Origin of the sequence: Gimesia benthica (genome assembly GCF_009720525.1) — a bacterium.
GTDB classification, from domain to species: Bacteria; Planctomycetota; Planctomycetia; order Planctomycetales; family Planctomycetaceae; genus Gimesia; species Gimesia benthica.
Window position 1 is genome coordinate 5,754,551 of the sequence record NZ_CP043930.1, and the last position, 16,756, is coordinate 5,771,306.

The window sequence follows — 16,756 nt, forward strand, 5'->3', positions numbered from 1 at the left end:
GAACGGAATTCAATCCGGACACTGACAGACAACTTGAGAATTCTGAAAGAACGAAATCGAAACCATGAGTGATGAATCAACACCCGCAGGGAACAACGATGAATCGTCTGGAGAGTTCAATCCGGAACGTCATACTCAGGAAATCCGTCATTCCCAGGTGAGTGCCCGGGTGCCGGAAGGGGTTTCCCGAGGCGTCTTCAGTACGGGGGCTGTCGTTCTTCAGGGGGGGCACGAATTTATTCTGGACTTCCTGTTGCGCATCTCAACTCCCCAGCAGGTCGTCGCCCGCGTCGTGTTGCCCATCGGAGTCGTACCGCAGATGATCCGGGCTCTGCGCGACAATCTCACCAATTACGAGAACCGGTTTGGATTCCCCGCGATGCCGGCACCATTGCCGCCACAGGTTACCAGCTCGTCCGATGCCATTAACGTAGGAGCCGGTCTGGAATCACCCGAGCCTGATGCACCGACTCCCCCGGTTTCAGATGTTCCTTCAGGCACCTCTGCTGGTGGCTCAGGAACTGTCGGCGAGACCGTCACACCGGATGCGAATCCACCACAGGCTGTACCGCAGCCGCACGTAGCCGATAAGACAACAGAAGCGGCACAGAAACCACCTTCCGCGGAAGAACTCTACGATGAATTGAAGCTGCCGGATGAAATGCTGAGCGGCGTCTATGCGAACGCAGTCCGGATCGGCCATTCTGCGACCGAGTTTTCATTTGATTTCATCACGACATTCTTTCCCCGCTCCTGCGTTTCCGCACGCGTGCATCTGGCTGCTCCCAACATTCCCCGACTGCTCGATTCCCTGACGCATTCGTTCGAGCAGTTTCAACGAAAAATGGCCCAGCAGCAGAAACGGCAACCACCTGCGCCCGGCGATCAGCCTGGTGAACTTTAAGAGTGGTTTTCGACGGGCTCGTTGACGGGGGCTACGCTTGCGGTTTTCTGCTTTCCGAACACGAGAAGACGGCAGAGCAGAAAATTAAAGCCCATGCCGACCAGGATTCCGATGAGAGCTGCCACCAGTGGTTGAGCAGCAAAGAAAGCAAACGTACCACACAGCACCATCGTGGTTAGCCAGTTAAAGAAGTTCCCCGTCAGGCAACTTCCGCAGTAGGCCAGGTACTGTTTCAGCAGCGGGGCATGTCGCGCGTACGAAAATGTGATGTGTCGGTTCAGCAGAAAATTGCTGGTCATGGCAATCCAGATCGCAGTTGCCACCGCGAGGGGGCGGATCATCAAATCCAGCAGCAGCGAAAGCGCCAACAGGTTTACGATGACTCCGGAGGAGCCGACAATCGCGAACTGCAGGAAGTAAGCGTAGTTCTTAAATTTGAACTCGTACAGCGTTTTCAGCTGAGCCCCCAGGCGAAACCATTCTCCCACGGTCGATGCTGGTTTCCGAGCAGAGTGATCATTAAGCGGGACTGTGACGACCTCCTCGAATTCCCCTTTGACGATTAATTCCAGGGCAGGGTGCGGACTTGAAGGGGTGAGGTGCTCCTCACATTGTTCAAGCTTGTCCCGGGAGAGGGCAAAACAGTCCGCCCATGGATCTTTTTCCTTCGTCAGTGGTCGAACCAGCCAGTTGGCGAGTGGCGAACCGGATTTAATCTCTGGGGACCCCATCACGAAGTCAGCCTGTTGCTCCAGTAGCGGAGTGCTCAGTGCCTGAATCAGTTTCCGGGAAAGACAGGATTCGTCAGTGAGTACCAGCAGGAATTCGCCCGAGGCCGCCTGCAGGCCGTCCATGAACGCGGTTGTAGGTGATTGAGAGTGTTCCGGGTAAATCAGCTGGACGGACAGACTCGAGTTTAGAACGTCACATGCCAGCTTGAGCTCCCGGGTGGTATCGTCAGTCACCAGTATCAGCTCGGCAGTCAGTCCGCTGTCTGCGATCTCATCTGCAAACCGGGGCAGTTTGCTGACCAAATTGTCTGTCTCACCCAAAGTGGGGACGATCATCGATAGTTGCAGCAATGTTCTGGCTTTTATGGAAAGTAACGGTTGCAGGCTCTGATTTTGTCACAACTGTGATCGGCGGGCTGAATCACAGAGCAGGGGCGCATGATGATTTTTTGCCCGGAGGGTGCGTAAATGCCACCTTACTCTCCTGAAAAGAGGGGCAATTCAACAAAACAGAACTCGCCACGAATTGTGACAGGCTCAACTGTCACAATGAAACTGACCTGACACATCCCTGGAATCCCTCCAACCGTCAGAACCTGTATTGGTTCTCTGATAGTGCAGTGCTGTTTTTTTGCATCATTTTATGCTTCTGGCGACATCTGCCTTTTTTATGAACTAGATTTTACTGGAAAAACCTCATGAGAATTCCCGCACGCAAATCGAGTTGCCTGCCGGGACGTTCTGAGAGTCACATCTGGTTTTGAAATTAAAGACACAAATTGAAGGAGTTTTGAGCAAATGGCAGGTCATGGCCTTTCCCACGCTGATCCCAATATGGCATTTGATGATCTGAAGCGGTTGATCCACAGCAAGCTTGTTGAAAAACTGGACTTGTCGCGCGTGGGAGATCTCGAAGGAGACTCTCTGCGACGGGAAATCCGTCTGGTGATCGAGCATCTCTGCGACACCGAAAATCCCTTGCTCAACCGTTCCGAACGCGAACGGCTGATTGAAGAAATCCTCGATGAAACATTTGGTTTTGGTCCCCTGGAACTGCTGCTGAAGGATCAGGATATTGCCGACATCATGATCAATGGTCCCAAACATGTGTTTGTGGAAAAAAAAGGGCGGATTGAACGTTCTAACGTCGTGTTCCGCGATAATCAGCACCTGTTACAGATTCTGGACCGAATCGTATCCAAGGTCGGTCGACGCGTCGATGAAACATCGCCGCTGGTTGACGCCCGCCTGCCCGATGGTTCACGTTTGAACGCGGTAATTCCACCTCTGGCATTGGATGGACCTTCACTCACGATTCGAAAATTCGGTTCGAATCCCCTGGGGTTGGAAGACCTGTTGCGCTTCGGTGCATTCACACCCGAAATTGCGATGTTGCTCGAAGGATCGATCAAGGCCCGCATCAACACGATCATCAGTGGTGGTACCGGTTCCGGTAAAACGACCTTGTTGAATACACTCTCCAGCTTCATTCAGAGCGATCACCGTGTGATTACGATTGAAGACGCTGCGGAACTTCAGTTGCAGCAGGAACACGTGCTGCGTCTGGAAACCCGTCCGCCGAATATTGAAGGTCGTGGTGCGATTACTGCAACCGATCTCGTAAAGAACGCCCTGCGTATGCGTCCCGACCGGATCATCATCGGGGAATGTCGTGGCGGCGAATCGCTGGACATGCTCCAGGCAATGAATACCGGTCACGAAGGTTCGTTGACCACGATTCACGCTAACACCCCTCGTGACGCGGTTTCCCGTCTGGAAACGATGATCACAATGGGGGGCGTGGAACTTCCGCTGAAAGCTCTCCGGCAGCAGTTCGCTGCGGCCGTCAACCTGATTATCCAGGTGAACCGCTTGCAGGGGGGGCCACGAAAAGTGACTCATGTGACCGAGGTGCTAAACCTCGAACAGGATACCGTGATCATGCAGGATATTTTCCTGTTCGTTCAGGATGGGATTGATGCGGACGGCCGCGCTTATGGCCACTTTGAAGCGACCGGTGTTCGTCCTGCATTTATGGATCAACTGGAAGCCGCTGGTGTGCGTCTGCCTTCGAATCTGTTTGCCAATCGCGTCCTGCAGTAAATAACAGTAGATAATCAGATCTCGAGCGATCGAGATGTATAATGGTAAAGGTAAAGCGAGATGGATCAGACACTCATCATCTCTATTGCTGCTTTTCTGGGAATGGTGGCGTTTGTCGGGGCGATCATGTTCGTCTTCAAGGATTTTTCGTCCAGCAAGGCGGAAGATCGACTGGCCGTAATCACCGGACAGAAAAGACACACCGAAGAAACAGCTTCCTTACTCAAAGAAGAAATGGTGAGAGGCGGGATGACCAGCCTTTCGGACCGTATCTCGGAATGGTTCGAAAAGTTTGGAAATCTCAAGCTGCTTATCGAACAGGCGGAAGCCCCGTTCAAGGCAGATACATTTCTGCTGATGACCGCGGTCGCTGCCTCGCTGGGTTTTGCAGCCGCCTGGTTTACGAACGCACCGGTCCCGCTCTGCCCGGTTGCGGCGATGGGAGCAGGAGCCATGCCTTTCATGTGGCTGCTCTTTCGTCGGAATCGACGATTCAAGAAATTTGCGCAACAGCTGCCTGACGCACTGGAACTGGTGGGACGTGCTTTACGTTCCGGTCACAGTCTTGCTTCAGGACTGAGCGTCGTGGTTCAGGAAATGCCATCTCCGATTGCCACCGAATTCGCGATGGCCTACGAGGAACAGAACCTCGGTGTGCCGATTGATGTTGCCCTGAAAAGCATGTTGAAACGGATGCCGAACCTGGACTTGAAGTTTTTCGTAACAGCGGTGGTCATTCAAAGACAGGCCGGGGGCGACCTGGCAGAGATCCTCGACAAAATTGGTTACATCATTCGTCAGCGTTTTAAGATCATGGGACAGGTTCAGGCATTGACCGGGGAAGGCCGTATCAGTGGTGTCGTACTGATGGCGTTGCCGATCGCGTTGTTCTTTGCGGTCTACTATCTCAATCCGGACTATGTGATGCTGCTGTTTACCGATGAACTCGGACGCAAAATGATTGCGGGGGCATCGTACTGCAGGTCCTGGGAGCGGTCTGGATCAAGAAGATTATTAACATCAAGATCTGAACGAACAGTCTGCCGGAGGCATCTCGGGCAGTAACGAATCAGACAGCGGAATACATTTCCAGAATACGATTGAGTTTGGGGAAGAAATTATGGATTATGTTCAATTGCTACCATGGGCGATCTTCGGGATGGTGATCGTGGGCGTGATCGCCGTGGTCAATAAGCTCAGTTCCGATAAATCGCGGGCTAATGAACGACTGGATGAATTACGCAATCCTCATCTGCGCAATGGCGGAGAAGAGGGTGCCTCGGCCAGCTCGCTGTTGGAGAAAGCAGCGCCGACTTTGTCGAAAGCACTGACTCCCAAGTCTGAGCTGGAAGAGAATCAACTGAAGGTGCGGATGGCGAACGCCGGGTATAACTCCGAGAACGCGCCATCCATCTTTCTTTCACTCAAAGTTGCCCTTGGATTATTCGGGGTCCTGATTGGATCCGGCTACGGTTTTTATAATTTCGGTCTGACTCAAAACGGCTGGACTTCGCTGGTGATTGCCGGGGGTATTGGATTCTATCTACCCGAAATCGTACTGCGTTTCATGTGTAAGGCGCGGATCGAACGCATCTTTCTCTCTTTGCCTGATGCGCTGGACCTGCTCGTTGTCTGCGTAGAAGCGGGCCTTGGTCTGGATGCTGCGATGCGGCGCGTCTCCGAAGAACTTGAGGAAACTGCGCCTGATGTCTGTAACGAGTTTGCTTTATGCAACTTACAGTTACAGATGGGACGTCCCCGACGTGAAGTGTTACACGACCTGGGAATTCGCAGTGGCGTCGATGATATGCGAGCACTCTCGGCGATTCTGATTCAGGCAGACAAGTTTGGTTCTTCAATCGCCCAGGCGTTACGCGTCCAGTCCGACAGTATGCGTGTCAAACGCAGCCAGCTGGCGGAAGAACAGGCGGCAATGACGGCTGTGAAAATGATCTTCCCGCTGGTGCTGTTCATCTTCCCCGGGATTTTCGTGGTGCTGGTCGGACCGGCGGCTATCATGATGATCAACGGGCTACTCTCGAGCTGATGCGCACAGACGCGACTCTCAATTTATTAACCAAATGTAAACACCTTTGAACAGTTTGTTAATCAAAGGTGTTTCTTTTTGTTGACACATCTCTCGGTCGTTCCCGCTTCGACTCCGGTCTGTGATCAGATTATCTCACATCCACAATGAATTGCCTATACATGCAAAGTATTGCATGCAGGTGTATAACTTGATTCGGGTTGCCAAAGATCGGGAAAATTTTATCTAACAGATGTTTGGCATTTCTTTTGCGGGTTCTGCGCCTGAATAAATTGAACCAGGGATCAGTGATCGGCTTCAGGATCCCTGAAGGTTCCGGAGAATAATGCCGGAATCGCTGTCTTGCAAAACTGTTCTTCGGGCCATTTGAACTGGTTGCCTGGTGCAAGGCACAACATCTGAAGCAGTCAGCATAACGGCACACCGTGAAAGAGCATGGCCTTCACAGTGTGTTAAGATGATTCTTTTGTTGAACTGATGCACTACGAGGAAAGTCGTTACGAATTGAAATAAGAACCGGTTCAAAACTTATTTAGATTGAAATCATTTGATGCCTGCCCCTCCCGACTGGCTGAAAACGATGGCAAATCAGGTTGCTGCATTGATGTACGACGTCGATGTACTGGCACCCATTGGTTGTCATTTCTTTCACCACCACAGCCGTGATGAATGGGAAGTCACACTCTTTGCTTCCAACACTGAGATTGTTGGCGGAGAGTGGGATGGCGTGCTTGCGCCTTCCAAGTTTTGCCTGGATATTCTCAAACTCCGTGAAATCTTCGACGAAATTACTGCTCTCTACTGGCAGGCACTCCCCGTCAGCTATGACGATCAGTTAGGGGCTCATGTCTCCGTTGAGGCTGTCTATGAAGGGCATCAGGTCTGGGTGCGAGTCCTGTCTGAGTCGCCTGAAGAATTTGAACCAGGTCGACGGATTGAAGCTTACGAATTCGATTTAAAAGAAATCTGGTAACCTGCCTGATCCCCCCTGAAACTCTTTCCCCAGCACTGAAACTCCACCTGCTCTCTCCCACACGAAGATTGATTCACTCCTCCTGAGCAGAGATTCTGCCCGCTGTTGTAGACCGGCTGGAACGACTCGTTTATGATTTAGGAGTCGGTTCTGTTTCGTGCCGTAGTACCAATGGAAGTGCGAGTTGAGAAGGAGATCAGAGAGATGCAGCTGGGGTTTGTGACTGCGATTCTGCCGGATTACGATTTGAAGCAGGTCTTTCAGGCCGCGTCTGAGATTGGCTACGACTGTGTGGAAGTCATGTGCTGGCCAGAGGGGAAAGACGCACGGCGTTATGCCGGCATCACGCATATCTCTGCCGAAGCGTTTACCGAATCAGATGTGACTACTGTTCGTCAACTCGCTGATGAATATGATATCTCGGTCAGTGCTTTGGGTTACTATCCCAATCCTCTCACGCCGGATCTGGAAGAGGCCGGTAAATATACAGAGCATATTCAGAAAGTGATCTCCGCTTCCCGCATGCTGGAAATCAACCGCATGAATACTTTCATCGGGCGGGACTGGACAAAGTCGGTTGACGATAACTGGCCGCGCTTTCTGGAAACCTGGCCCGACATCATTCAATTTGCCGAACAGCAACAGGTGCGGGTGGGAATCGAAAACTGTCCGATGTCGTTTACAAAAGACGAATGGCCCGGCGGTAAGAACCTGGCCTGCACGCCGGCGATCTGGAAGCGGATGTATGCTGACATCCCCAGCGAGTACTTCGGGTTAAATTATGATCCCTCGCATCTGGTCTGGATGCACATGGATTATCTCGCACCCATTCGCGATTTCGCCGACCGTATCTTTCATGTGCATGCCAAGGATGTACGCGTGGATCAGCACCGCCTGGATCAGGTCGGTATTCTGGCACATCCTCTGGAATATCATACTCCCAAGCTACCAGGGCTGGGGCAGGTTGAGTGGGGCAGCTTCTTTTCCCAACTGAACGAGATTGGTTATCGGGGGCCCGTGTGTGTCGAAGTTGAAGATCGAGCCTACGAGCACTCAACCGAGGCTTGCCTGGCTGCTTTGCGTCAGTGCCATACCTATTTGCGAAACTTCATTCCCGTTGGAAGGTGATTCTCATGGACGAACAGTACCAGAAGATTGCCAAAATGATCGACCACTCACTGTTGAGTCCGATTCTAACCATCCCCGAGCTGGAAGCAGGCTGTCAGCTGGCGCTGGCATATGATGTTGCCAGTGTGTGTATCATGCCCTGCTATCTCAAACGCTGTGCTGAGATTCTGGAGCATTCGACTGTCGAACCGAGCACGACGGTTGGATTTCCACATGGCGGTCATACGATGCTGGTCAAGCTGCGTGAAGCAGAACAGGCATTGGAAGATGGGTGTACTGAGCTGGATGTGGTTGTGAATCTGTCGCGTGTACTCAGTGAAGACTGGAAGTACGTGGAGACGGAGATTGGTCTCTTGACGCGCACTGCGCATCAGGCAGGGCAGAAAATCAAAGTGATCTTTGAAAACTGTTACCTCGCAGATAAGCACAAAATCGAACTGTGTCGCATCTGCAGTGCTGTCAATGTGGACTGGGTTAAGACTTCAACCGGATATGGTACCGGCGGCGCGACGATAGAAGATTTAAAACTGATGCGGGAGCATACGCCGCGTCAGGTCCAGGTGAAGGCTGCCGGCGGAATCCGCACGCTGGATAAACTGCTCGAAGTTCGCGACCTGGGAGTCAGTCGCGTCGGAGCCAGCGCCACCCGCGACATCCTGGATACCTGCCGCGAGCGGTTGAAACTCCCTGCGATTGATTTTTAAGGGTAGGGGACTTACGCCTGTCTGGTCAGCGCATGTCCTGTTTCGCCTGTTTATCGAGTTCTGCTTCTGCGGCGGGATCAATTTCAACAGAGGTGTCGTATTCCCCTTCAACCATTGGTTTTTCTTCGCCACATCCACTCAGTAACGGAGCCATACTACAAAACAGAATAAAAGATAACAGAATCCTGATCATGATGTTTCTTCTTTCATTAAAATGGAAATCTGTTGACAGCGGTGTCACACAGGCTCGAACTGAATGAGTATCCTGCAGCAGACAGAATCTCATTCATTCGAGAGCTAATGAACCATCGCCATCGGAGATGACGTTCCCAATGGCGATGGCTACTGCTGGATGTTTAACTAAGCGAACTCAGGTTTACCATTCGCCCAGTACATTGCCGTCCTGAGGATGCCCCAGGTCTCTCCAGAGCTGGTTATCAATACTGTCAGAACCAAATCTGACTGCCCCGTCGGCCATGAGTACATGAACACCACCCGTGTGTTTACTTCGAGCTGCCAAAAGTGCAGCAGTTGTGCTGGAACCACCGCCGCAGTCCGGTGTGGAACTGTTAGGTCCATACACGGTTCCATAATAATGGGATTCATAAACCTGAGCCCACATCCAGGAAAATCCCTGTTGTGCCCCACCGGTATAACTGGTGCAGGCTGTCGGGCAGACGCCACCGGAAGGTTGCTCAGAGCATAACCGTGCACTGGCAAACGTTTCCGAGACCATCATGGTGTTGGAAGTACCATCTTCAAGGTCGCGAATTCTCATGTTGCTGTTCTGGGCAAAAACAGAGCCATATCGATTTGAAGTTGATGAGGCTCCCGTTCCTCGGCAGGCCATGTAGTTTGTCGGACCATAGGTGGAGGAAGGTTGCCGCGAAGAGTCACTGGGGCAACGAACTACGGGTAGTTTTTCTCTGCGAAGGCTGTTATTGGGGGCGGCACTCACACCGTGTTCCATTTCCCAGTTGATCTTGTTGTAGAGTGGCGCCTGGTCCAGGAAGGGCAGGATACGGGGAATCCAGCCCAACTGACTGGTCGTCCATGATTGGACGCCGGATCCGTAAGTTCTCCGGACGTCACCTGGAGGGAAGGTCCGGAAGTTATCATGGTAATTGTGGAGTGCCAGACCAATCTGTTTGAGATTGTTCTTACACTGCGAGCGACGGGCGGCTTCACGAGCCTGTTGAACTGCCGGCAAAAGTAGCGCGATTAAGATAGCGATGATAGCAATCACCACCAGCAGTTCAATGAGAGTGAAACCTCGTTTTCTGTTGAGCAACATTTTCCTCATGACTTGAATCTCCTAAAATAAAAGATGATTATGACATCGGCGTAGTTCCTGCTACACGAGTATGTGAAGAAACACGGCAATCAGCGTGACGCTCTGCTGTGATTGAATCTTAAACGATCTGAATATTGATTTAATTTACCGCTTCAAATTCAGGCGAAGCGATGTTGCATGTGAATACTGTGAAAGACGGGAGACTTAAGGAATTCGTCGTGGAGATTCCGACAAATTCCCCACTAAGCCCATTATTTTACTATAACGAATCAGTTCACTATTGCCAGATGATTTTCAAAAAATAGAAAAGTGCACAAGCCTGTTTCTAAATTTAAAATAGCAGTGAAAAGGGTAATCAATCAATCCACACAACGGAATTGTGAACACTCAAGAAAAGCTGGTTCATAGTTGTGAGTTATCGGGTGAACTATATTTGAATTTACAGGGATTTCTGCCTCTGAAGCCTGCACCAGGAGGGAGTGGGCAGATCTTAATGATTGAAATTGCGCAACAACTTACAGTCTGCAGAATCTCTCTGAAATGCAGATGATGAGAGCTGTTTTGGCCTGAACTTACAACCTGCCAGACTGAAGTGATCCCAACAGTGATGCAGTTATGTGTCTTTGTTTGCTTCATTGACGGCTTCAGCTTCTGAAGCAGGGTCCAATTCTTCCACCGGATCTGCATCGGTTGCTGGAGTCATCGGTTCATCGCTGCCACAACCAAAGTGGAACGGAGTGAAACTGAGCATGAATAGCAGGGCATAGAGCGCGCGTGGCATGGTATCAATTCTTCCTTTCAAAAATTAACATTTAACAGGGGAAGGCCATGTTGAAAAAGTTGAGCAGAATCGGAAACGATTCCATTGAGTCGGCTGATTCTATAAAACCTCGTCACCAGAATCCGGTGACGAGGTTGTTGTGAACTGAATCAACTCAGAGAGCCTTACCACTCACCGATGACGTTGCCGTCCTGGTGATTACCGAGCTGTCGCCAGGTATTCAGGTCGATGTTAGAAGAGGCAAAGCGAACAGAACCATCGGCAAGCAGTACATGCACGCCGCCGGTATGTTTACTTCGCGCGGAGACTGTCGCCGTCGTCGAGCCACTGCCCGCACCACAGTCGGGTGTTTGAGGGTTCGGCGTGTAAGTCGTACTGTAGTAGTGTGAATGATACTGCTGAGCCCACATCCAGGAATAACCCTGTTGGGCACCTGAGGTGTTACCACCATAGACAGTGGCGCAGACGGTATTACAGGTACCATTGCTGGCAGGCAATTCACTACACATGGGGGCGCTGGCAAACGTTTCCGAGACCATCATGGTGTTTGAGGTTCCATCTTCGATGTCACGAATTCTGACCTTGCTGTTCATGCTGAAAATGGAGTTGGAAGAGTTATTACCCGCAGTCCGGGATTGTCCCCGACACGCCATGTAGTTGGTGGGGCCATAAGTGCTTGAGGGCTGACGGGAAGAATCGCTGGGACAGCGGACAACCGTCAGTTTTTCCCGGCGGAGACTGTTGTTAGGAGCTGCACTCACTCCGTGTTCCATTTCCCAGTTGATCTGATTGTAGAGCGGAGCCTGGTCCAGGAAGGGCAGGATGCGGGGGATCCAGCCTAACTGACTTGTAACCCAGGACTGAACTCCCGATCCATAGGTTCGACGAACATCACCCGGCGGAAAAGTCCGGAAGTTGTCGTGATAATTGTGCAGCGCCAGGCCAATCTGTTTCAGATTGTTTTTACACTGCGAGCGACGGGCGGCTTCACGAGCCTGTTGAACTGCCGGCAACAATAAAGCAATTAAGATAGCGATGATAGCAATCACTACCAGCAATTCGATGAGAGTGAAACCTCGTTTCCTTTTGAGCAACACACTTTTCATTACTTGAACTCCTACTCCTGAAAAAAGAAATGATTAGGACATCTACGATTCCTTAAACAAAAAATTTGTAATGTCAAGGATAAACAGGTGAGCTGAACCCCACCGTCATCTTTGATTAAAATGTCTGGAGTTTGGGTGAAATCAGACTTGTAAAATGAATAGTAAGCCTGAAGTTCGTGAATACTGATTGAGAAGGGCGGGGATGAGATCCCCTGAATATCTTCGAAAATTAACACGATATTCTTAAATGAATCGACGCTTCAATATAACCAATCGAACTGGAAAATCCAAAAAGTATTCAGGAAAAATGCAGAAAAAAGAAGATCTCAAATTCTTCCAGAGCAAGCGTTTAGGTGTACGATGTGCTTCCTGACACTCGAAGCCCTTTGCAAAGTAGTATGAAATGAAAGAGGGCGGTTCAGGCGGAGAGTGAAACAGACGAATCAGACATTCATAGACAATATCTGATTCGTCTGAAAGTGAATTCAGCAATTGCTTTAAGTTTTAATTATGTCAATGACAATCGATCAGACCCTCTGGTCTGCCTACTTGTTTTTCATCGCATTTTTCTGTGCTTCTGCTTCGACTGACGGATCCAGTTCTTCAACGGGGTCGGCTTCGGTTTCTGGTGTCATGGGAGCACCGCCACCACACCCAAACTGGAATGGTGTCAGACAGATTACGAATAAGAGCGAGCGTAGAATTCTGGTCATCGGTTTTCTTTTTCCAATAAGAACATGAATTGAGTGAGTCAATATCGTCAGAGTAAAAAGACCTCGCCACTTTTGACAAGTGGCGAGGTATCGATCACAGTTAAGAATCAAAAGTTAAGCTTACCATTCACCCAGGACATTACCATCATTGTAATTCCCCAGGTTACGCCAGATGTTGATGTCGACGTTGTCCGAAGCGAAGCGGATTGATCCGTCAGCCAGCAGCACGTGCACGCCACCAACGTGTTTACTGCGGGCAGACAGGAGCGCGTTGGTTGAGCTCGAACCGGCACCGCAGTCAGGAATTTTGGTGTTGGGTGTATACACTGTACAATAATAGTGCGACTGGTACAACGAGGCGTAGAACCAGGAGTAGCCCTGCTGAGCGCCGGTGGTATTACTGCCATAAACGGTGGCACAGGTCGCAGCACAACTGTTGTTGGTCGGCAATTCGCTACACATGGGCGCGCTGGCGAAAGTTTCTGAGACCATCATCGTGTTGGTCGTTCCGTCTTCAACGTCACGGATGCGAACGCTGTTGTTCATGCGGAACATGGAATTGACATCCTGGTTTGATCCCGTGATGTTACTCACGGCGGTATCAGAGGTCAGAGCCAGGCTGCGACAGGCCATGTAGTTTGTCGGGCCATAGTTTCCGTCCGGCTGACGTGATGAGTCACTTGGGCAGCGGAGAACCGGCAGCTTCTCTCTGCGGATACTGTTATTCGGAGCCGCGCTGACGCCATGTTCCATTTCCCAGTTGATCTGGTTATAGAGCGGTGCCTGGTCCAGGAACGGCAGAATACGGGGAATCCAGCCCAACTGACTCGTCGTCCAGGATGTGACGCCGGCTCCGTAGGTTCTACGGATATCACCGGGAGGGAAGCACTGAAAGTTATCGTGATAGTTGTGCAGTGCCAAGCCAATCTGTTTCAGATTGTTTTTACACTGCGAGCGACGCGCTGCTTCGCGTGCCTGCTGAACGGCCGGCAACAGAAGTGCAATCAGAATCGCGATGATTGCAATTACAACCAGCAGTTCGATCAGCGTGAATCCACGCTTCTTTTTGAGCAACACTTTTTCCATAAACTGGAACTCCCTGAAAACGAGTAATGAAAAACAACAAATAAGTTTTGTTGAAGAAAATGTTTCAGATATAGGGACTTTCTTCGCAGTTAATCGTCTGGGAAGAAAGCGGGAGCAGGCCTGAGGGCCCTGATAGATTGATTAAATATACTTGTGTTGAATTAGACAGAATTTAACATCGATTTTACATAAAATAAAAAATTCAGTCTGTGAGCCCTGAGCAGGGTATCGATTGAATCTGATGCCCGCGAATCATCACCCCGCTATTTTAAGGTCAGATGAAGGGGAATCACAATCTTAATACATTAAAAATTGACAGGATAATTTATAAGCTTTGTTGTTGTGTGTGTTTATGTGCACACTTCGTTTTGGCCGCAGTCGAGCCAGGGGACAGATTCGGGAGAGTTTTCCTGTCAGGGCAACAATGAGACTCAGAGGAGTGGCTCGGAGAGCGATCTAAGAACCTTTATTTTCCCTGATTTGGGGAGTTGAAACTGAGTCTCAATTTCCTTATATTAGAATGTTCCGAGTGAATCGCAAATCAATCGCATGTTTCTGTATCCCTTTAAGTTGAGACCAGTAAAGAGATGACGTTAAACGAGATCGTAAAAGGCCAGATCGCACGCATTACCAACATTACCGGTGAGGATGCGATTTCCATCCGACTGATGGAGATGGGTTTGATCGACGGTGAGCAGATCCAGTTGCTGGGAAAAGCGCCACTGGGTGACCCGCTGGAATTTGCGATTCGTGGCTATCGACTTTCTTTACGTCTGAACGAAGCCCGGTGTGTCGAGATTGAACTCGTTTAATTCAAGTCTCCCCGTTTCGACGGAAGGCCACCACTCGATCCCTCCAGCCGAAAGCGTCGCTTTCTGATTTTAAGTTCATGATCAACTCCCCTGCTACCTCACAGAAAAAAATGACGGTTGCCATTATCGGTAATCCGAATACCGGTAAAAGTACTCTGTTTAACCTGCTTTCCGGCGGACACGCTCATATCGGCAACTTTCCCGGAGTGACCGTCGAAAAGAAAGTGGGGCACGTACATTGGGAGGGGCGTGAACTGGATCTGGTTGACCTGCCGGGTACCTACAGTCTGGCTCCCCGTTCCATCGATGAGATGGTCGCTGTTGACGTACTGTTGGGACGACAGAAACAGGTCGATCAGCCCGATGCGATTATCTGTATCGCGGATGCCTCTAATCTGGAACGCAATCTGTATCTCTTCAGCCAGATTATGGATCTGACGATTCCGGTAATCCTCGTACTTAACATGTACGACCTGGCCCGCTCGCGCGGAATTGAGATTGATGCTGCAGGTCTGTCAAAGAAGTTAAATGTTCCCGTCGTCTGCACGGAGGCCCATCATGCTGTCGGCATCGCCGACGTGAAACAGGCAATCCTGCAGATTGAACCCGGTCGCCGTCATACGGCACAGCAACTGTTTCCCGAGAATTTTTATGCAGAGCGGAAACTGTTGCAGGAGAAGCTGAAAAACGAAGAGAATCAGACAACGCCCGATTTTTTAATCGACCGTCTGCTGCTGGATGTCGGTGGCTACGTGGAAGCTTATTTCGAGGATCATACTCAGAACGGCCTGATCGATCAGCTGCATGAATCCCGCACCCGCTTGAAAGAGTCGGGGTGTGTTGTTCCCGCCATGGAAGCCCGTGTGCGGTATGCCTGGGCACGAGAGCAGTTAAACGGCGTACTCACGCATCCCCAGGATCATCAGGAGACAGCATCGGACAAGATCGACCGCTGGCTGACTCACCCGGTCCTCGGATTTATGTTCTTTTTCGTCCTGATGTTCTTTGTGTTTCAGTCAGTCTTCACCTGGGCTGGTCCCGCGATGGATTACATCGAGTCAGGTCAGGGCATTGTGGAAGAGACAGCCCAGGCACTGGTCGGTCCCGGTCCCCTGCGTAGTCTACTGGTCGATGGCGTGATTGCCGGCGTGGGAGGGGTGCTTATCTTTCTGCCGCAGATCGTGATCCTCTATTTCTTCATCGCCGTTCTGGAAGACAGTGGTTACATGGCGCGGGCAGCATACATCATGGACCGCCTGATGCGCAGCCTGGGTCTGAGTGGCAAGTCGTTCATTCCACTGATGTCGTCCTTTGCCTGTGCCGTCCCCGGGATTATGGCGACCCGGGTGATCGAGAACCGCCACGAACGTCTTACGACAATCCTGGTTGCCCCCCTGATGAGTTGCTCGGCCCGCTGGCCCGTTTATACACTGTTCATCGCGGCCTTCATTCCAAATATTGTTTACTTTTCGATCGCAGGCAGTCCTCTTGTCTCATTACAGGGAATCGTGCTGTTCGCGATGTCCTCGATTGGCGCTCTGATCGCGATTCCAGTCGCCTGGTTCCTCAAACGGATCTGCTTCAAAGGAGAAGTCGCTCCCTTCGTGATGGAGCTGCCCGGTTACAAGTGGCCTTCTCCCCGACACGTGTTTTATCGTGTCTATAACCGGGCCAAGTCCTTTGTGGTCAAAGCCGGAACGTTGATTTTTGCTACATCGATTCTGATCTGGGCCGCTGGATATTTTCCAGGCGACCACACCGAACAGTTCAAGGTGGAGACCCGACTGGAAACGATTGACGCTTCACTGGCAGAGCTGGAAACACAGATCGCTGATGCTGAGGAACTGGAGCCGGCTGCCGTCAAAGGTCTGCAGGCACGGCAGGCCGAACTCAGTGCAGAACAGGAAATGCTGGCGGAGAAACAGAATCAGATCAGCAGCCAGCTGGTAGAAAACAGTTTTCTGGGACAGGCAGGACATTTCATCGCACCGGTTGTCAAACCGCTCGGCTGGGACTGGAAAATCGGAGTAGGGGTTATCGCATCCTTCCCCGCGCGTGAAGTGATTATTTCGACTCTGGGGACGATCTACAGTCTGGGGGGGGATGTGGGCGAAGATGACGAAGGGCTGATCGGTTCCATTCGTTCCGCGACCTGGCCGGATGGCAGCAAAGTTTTCAATATTCCGGTGGCGATCTCCATCATGGTCTTCTTTGCTCTGTGTGCGCAGTGTGCAGCGACTTTAATGGTGATGAGACGCGAAACCAACAGCTGGTTCTGGCCGGCCGTCTCCTTTACATATATGACCACGCTGGCCTACCTGGGAGCACTGGTCTGCTATCAGGTGGGGATGTTACTGATCTGACGGTGGTGTCT

16 protein-coding genes are annotated in these 16,756 nt (G+C 51.0%); 9 read left to right on the forward strand and 7 right to left on the reverse strand.

From position 1 onward, the window contains the following. Positions 1-64: 64 nt before the first annotated feature. The gene (locus F1728_RS22425) at positions 65-904 is read left to right on the forward strand and encodes a DUF3467 domain-containing protein (RefSeq protein ID WP_155365940.1); all 840 of its coding nucleotides are present in this window, start codon (positions 65-67) and stop codon (positions 902-904) included. Here F1728_RS22425 and F1728_RS22430 read toward each other — a convergent pair. Further along, positions 901-1,971 carry a GtrA family protein gene (locus tag F1728_RS22430; protein ID WP_155365941.1) on the reverse strand — a complete coding sequence of 357 codons (1,071 nt, stop codon included), beginning with the start codon at positions 1,969-1,971 and terminating at the stop codon, positions 901-903. The two genes, F1728_RS22425 and F1728_RS22430, sit on opposite strands and share 4 nt — an antisense overlap. Positions 1,972-2,433: 462 nt before the next feature. Between F1728_RS22430 and F1728_RS22435 the strand changes: the two genes are divergently transcribed. The 6 genes from F1728_RS22435 (at position 2,434) to deoC (ending at position 8,590) form a co-directional block, all read left to right on the forward strand. Next, positions 2,434-3,738 carry a CpaF family protein gene (locus F1728_RS22435; RefSeq protein ID WP_155365942.1) on the forward strand — a complete coding sequence of 435 codons (1,305 nt, stop codon included), beginning with the start codon at positions 2,434-2,436 and terminating at the stop codon, positions 3,736-3,738. A gap of 60 nt (positions 3,739-3,798) precedes the next feature. Then, a complete protein-coding gene (locus tag F1728_RS22440) occupies positions 3,799-4,803 on the forward strand; it encodes a type II secretion system F family protein (RefSeq protein WP_228030293.1) in 1,005 nt (334 codons plus the stop codon). A 55-nt stretch (positions 4,804-4,858) separates the two neighbouring features. Further along, a complete protein-coding gene (locus F1728_RS22445; protein ID WP_155365943.1) occupies positions 4,859-5,785 on the forward strand; it encodes a type II secretion system F family protein in 927 nt (308 codons plus the stop codon). Positions 5,786-6,335: 550 nt separating this feature from the next. Next, positions 6,336-6,758 carry a hypothetical protein gene (locus tag F1728_RS22450; protein ID WP_155365944.1) on the forward strand — a complete coding sequence of 141 codons (423 nt, stop codon included), beginning with the start codon at positions 6,336-6,338 and terminating at the stop codon, positions 6,756-6,758. Between the two features lie 204 nt (positions 6,759-6,962). Further along, positions 6,963-7,886: a sugar phosphate isomerase/epimerase family protein gene (locus F1728_RS22455; protein WP_155365945.1), complete on the forward strand. Its 924-nt coding sequence runs from the start codon at positions 6,963-6,965 to the stop codon at positions 7,884-7,886. Between the two features lie 5 nt (positions 7,887-7,891). Next, the gene (gene deoC, locus F1728_RS22460; RefSeq protein ID WP_155365946.1) at positions 7,892-8,590 is read left to right on the forward strand and encodes a deoxyribose-phosphate aldolase; all 699 of its coding nucleotides are present in this window, start codon (positions 7,892-7,894) and stop codon (positions 8,588-8,590) included. A gap of 25 nt (positions 8,591-8,615) precedes the next feature. Here the strand turns inward: deoC and F1728_RS22465 are convergent, their stop codons facing one another. The 6 genes from F1728_RS22465 to F1728_RS22490 form a co-directional block, all read right to left on the reverse strand. Beyond that, a complete protein-coding gene (locus F1728_RS22465; protein ID WP_155365947.1) occupies positions 8,616-8,783 on the reverse strand; it encodes a hypothetical protein in 168 nt (55 codons plus the stop codon). A gap of 183 nt (positions 8,784-8,966) precedes the next feature. Continuing rightward, positions 8,967-9,893 (reverse strand): DUF1559 family PulG-like putative transporter, encoded by a 927-nt coding sequence (locus tag F1728_RS22470; RefSeq protein ID WP_155365948.1) that lies wholly within the window; start codon positions 9,891-9,893, stop codon positions 8,967-8,969. A gap of 604 nt (positions 9,894-10,497) precedes the next feature. Beyond that, complete coding sequence (locus F1728_RS22475; protein WP_155365949.1) at positions 10,498-10,665, reverse strand: hypothetical protein; 168 nt, start codon at positions 10,663-10,665, stop codon at positions 10,498-10,500. A 164-nt stretch (positions 10,666-10,829) separates the two neighbouring features. Continuing rightward, positions 10,830-11,771, reverse strand: a complete 942-nt coding sequence (locus F1728_RS22480) for a DUF1559 family PulG-like putative transporter (protein ID WP_155365950.1) — start codon at positions 11,769-11,771, stop codon at positions 10,830-10,832. A gap of 545 nt (positions 11,772-12,316) precedes the next feature. Further along, positions 12,317-12,484: a hypothetical protein gene (locus F1728_RS22485; protein WP_155365951.1), complete on the reverse strand. Its 168-nt coding sequence runs from the start codon at positions 12,482-12,484 to the stop codon at positions 12,317-12,319. 120 nt (positions 12,485-12,604) lie between these two features. Then, entirely contained in the window at positions 12,605-13,570 is a 966-nt protein-coding gene (locus F1728_RS22490) for a DUF1559 domain-containing protein (RefSeq protein WP_155365952.1), read from the reverse strand. A 587-nt stretch (positions 13,571-14,157) separates the two neighbouring features. On the opposite strand from F1728_RS22490, the gene F1728_RS22495 reads away from it, so the two are divergent. Together F1728_RS22495 and feoB are read left to right on the forward strand one after the other, a co-directional pair. After that, positions 14,158-14,382, forward strand: coding sequence for a FeoA family protein (locus tag F1728_RS22495; RefSeq protein ID WP_145042658.1), 225 nt, complete (start codon positions 14,158-14,160; stop codon positions 14,380-14,382). A 110-nt stretch (positions 14,383-14,492) separates the two neighbouring features. Next, a complete protein-coding gene (gene feoB, locus F1728_RS22500; protein ID WP_228030295.1) occupies positions 14,493-16,745 on the forward strand; it encodes a ferrous iron transport protein B in 2,253 nt (750 codons plus the stop codon). Positions 16,746-16,756 lie beyond the last annotated feature (11 nt).